Annotated in this window: 1 protein-coding gene and 1 pseudogene; one reads left to right on the top strand and one right to left on the bottom strand. The window is 52.4% G+C overall.

From position 1 onward, the window contains the following. Positions 1–1,318 (top strand): annotated as a pseudogene (locus tag AC1DU9_RS29625) (hypothetical protein); the annotation flags it as partial. A 341-nt stretch (positions 1,319–1,659) separates the two neighbouring features. Here AC1DU9_RS29625 and AC1DU9_RS29620 read toward each other — a convergent pair. After that, positions 1,660–3,458 (bottom strand): AAA family ATPase (locus AC1DU9_RS29620; protein ID WP_477811247.1); only part of this gene is annotated, 1,799 nt, incomplete at its 5' end.

Raw genomic sequence — 3,458 nt, 5'->3', positions numbered from 1 at the left:
GCAGTACGTCGAGCCCCAACTCGCACAAAAGGGTTGCCAACATCCCGATATTTGGTTGTTACGCGGTGATGAGGCTTTCAGCCACCTACGGGCGGCAATCTCAATAGAATGGCTTAACCGATTTCCTGATTTGGCGCTCGGATCGCTTGATACACTTTTTGAAATTGCGGCCGAGTTCGGTGATCGCGATGCCCTGCAAAAAATCATCGCAGAGCGTTGCTCAACTTTCATGTCCGCGTGGCCCAGCCCGACAGGCGATRAAGGCCTCGGAAAAAGGCGCGCTTTTTGGTTCGTGCGAGCATTTTATTTTTTAGAGGAGACACCTGAAACATACTGGAATTGGCTAAAAGCCGACAAGGACACTATATTTTTGCTTAATGACCGCTCTGGGCGATTCAACCATGGTGAACACTCCCATTGGCCCAAGCTTACATTAAGAAAAGTGCAGGCTGTTCTAGAGGCCTTTATTGACAAATGGCCGAAGGTTGACCTACCGAGCCATTGGGGTACGGGAAGCCCCAGCGAAGAAAATGCATACCGATTTTTGACGGAAGTCGTTTGGTTAATAGATTTAGATGACTCCGATGACGCCGTCCGTGTCCTTGATCGCCTTCTTGCTGATCCAAAGTTCACAGACATGTACAACGATCTGAAAAGCATACGTGCCGGCAAAATCGCTCAGAAAGCGCTGAGGGATTTCGAACCACCGACGCCAAAGGAAATCGTCGATCGACTGGATCGCGACATGGTGGTGAATGTTGAGGGCTTGCGCCAACTCGTCCTCCAAGAACTTCAAGATTTTCAGAAAGCAATAAATGGTGGTGAATTTAACTCCGCGGATCGATTTTACGACAATGGTAAGCACTTGAACGAAGTACGAGCTACCGAGATCATTGCTGAACGTCTCAACCTAATACTCGAACCGCAGGGCATCGCGATTACGCCGGAGCACCAGTTGAAGAGTGCTAACCGCAGCGATTTCACGGCGACCAAATTGATTGGCGGTAAAAGACGGCTACTTGTGACAGAGGTAAAAGGTCAGTGGCATAGAGAGCTATACACTGCCGCGGCGGCGCAATTATATGCGCGCTACTCCATCCACCCAGACGCTGAACACCAAGGCATTTATCTTGTGATCTGGTTTGGCCGAGATGTGAACGTCGCAGGAATTAAAAACCGAAATATCAACTCCGCTCAGGAGCTGAAAAGCAGCATCGAGAAAACGATGCCGCCAGAGCTAGCTGGACTAATTGATGTGTTCGTTCTGGACGTTTCTAAGCCCTTAAATACAGCAATGAAAGATCGAACCGAAGGCTGAACGCAGCTGGCCTAGAAGACACCAAACACCGCACTCTGAATGCGCCTAGTTTCGAAGACAGGCGGAATGACCGCTTGGGTTGTCGCTGCCTGTCGCCACGGTCAGCTTCGAGTCGATTCTGTTGAAAAAGTCGGCTTCCCCAAAATGCTCGAATACTGGTGGGCGAAAACACCTCTTTTGCACGCTGCTACGTAAAATCCGAGTCCGGAAGCCTCTGCCAAAAAGTAAAGATTTCAATCTCGGACGCGTACTTTTCCGATGCGCAAACCATGGCCGACTTTTTCAACAGAATCGGCCAAACGCGGACATTTAGTTCAGTGTGCTTCGCCGAGCGCTACACCCTAGAAATTATATTTATCGAGTCGACGCTTAAAAGCTTCTGCGGATCCCTCCATGATATCGAGCACTGCGGTCGTGGTATCTGTCTGATCGAGCCCACCCGCGGCAAGCCTAGCGCCTCGACCCTGTGCAACCTCCAAGGCATATACCAGGTCCGTGTCGGCATTCACCGGCAAGTTGGCGTTATGCGTGGCCAAGATTAACTGACGCTGGTTCTTCACTTGGCGCAGCAGTGGCACCAACTCTCGATAGATGAAATTGGAATCCAATTCGTCTTCTGGTTGGTCAATGATGATTGGCCCCTCCCCTTTGGCCAACAGCAAATTCAACACCGCCGTGTTTCGCTGCCCTTCTGACAAGGCATTGCTCTGCACGCTTCCCACCAACGTTCGATCCGCCCGGTACAACTCAATATCGACTCGCTCTTCAACCCGGGTTAGCCGGGCATTGCGCCATTGATGCTTTTGTTCGTTGAAGTAGAGTTTTAGCTCTGCCTTATACTCCAGCAGGGGTAACGGCAGCTGACGATCTTCAGCAAGGACTTCTCGAATATGCAGCCAGGGCGAATCAGCCTCGGGCTGAACTTCTTTCAGGTGTTGCAGAAAACTTTCAAACAACACCTTGCCAATGTGCTCCCATGCCCGGCCTAACCGACTGCGACCATCGGGCGCCATGAGGTTCCATGCTTGAAGAAAGCCTTGATCATCCGCCATTTGCTGAATCAACACGCGAATAGAGCCTCGAGCCTTGTCACTGATCTCTGCGGCAACACGCTGGCGAAGCGTAAACTGACGAACCCACAGCAGGCTCATGTCGTGTAACGCCGCACTCAGGCGGTCGCGTTGCGGAGCCAGTACGTCCAGGCGCTTTTTCTTGTCTTGCAACGATTGCTGTTTGGCCTGACGAGCCTTGTCAATATCCTGCAACCGCGCGACATCTTGTGGTTGTAGACCCCGTTCACGACAAGCGGATAAAAAGACTTCTTTGGTGCCATCCAGCGCCGCCGAGATTTGATCCCAACCGTCCCCTTGTTCAAATAATTGGGTCGCGTCTTGGCACATCTGCTGCGCAAGCGCCGCCACCTGTGTCTGGTAGCTCTGCCTAAGCGCAGCGGCCTCTTGAGTCAACGCATTGAACCAATCGGCCCTGGGCCATGCCTCAACCCGTCCGTCATTCAAAATGCCACGAGAAGACAGCTCACCAGCCAGCGTGCTCAAGCGATTGATATCCTCAGTCACTTGGCTTTTGACCTGTTCGACGTAACGCCGAGCAGTTTCCGCTCGCTGGTAAAGTTGAGCCTCCTCCAACACCTCACTGCGAGCTTGCCACTGGCGGTTTAACTCCTGGAGCTCTTGATTGAGGACCTTGACCTCCGTGTTCAAGGCGCTGAGCTGATCCATGGCCGCGAACAGTTGTTGGATCTCGGCATGCAAAGTGTCTTCTTGACCTTTCAGTCCTTGTAGCTCTGCTGAGCAGGCCTCATCAATCATCGTCAGCAGACTGCCGCCACCATGGACACCGGTTAGCTCACTGATTTGCTGCTGACTGTAGAACTGAACGGGTAGCTGTTGCAGGTAYACCGCGAGGTCGTGGGCTTCCCCTTGCAGCAGTGCATGCCCCTGCTGCGGCTTCAGCGAGATAATATCGACCTGACCTGGAACACTTTCCCAGCCCACCTGAATTTCAGAGTCATCGGTGTAGGTGGCTTTTACCCGATCGAACTTCGCACGCGTCGAGTCCGAGAAGGTATCGCCTTGATCCCGGCCGAACGCGAACCTAAGGAGTTCCAGCGCCGTAGACT

The organism is Pseudomonas sp. P4_C1, from assembly GCF_056402155.1.
Note: the sequence above shows the minus strand (reverse complement) of the source record. Positions and strands in the feature narration are given on the sequence as shown.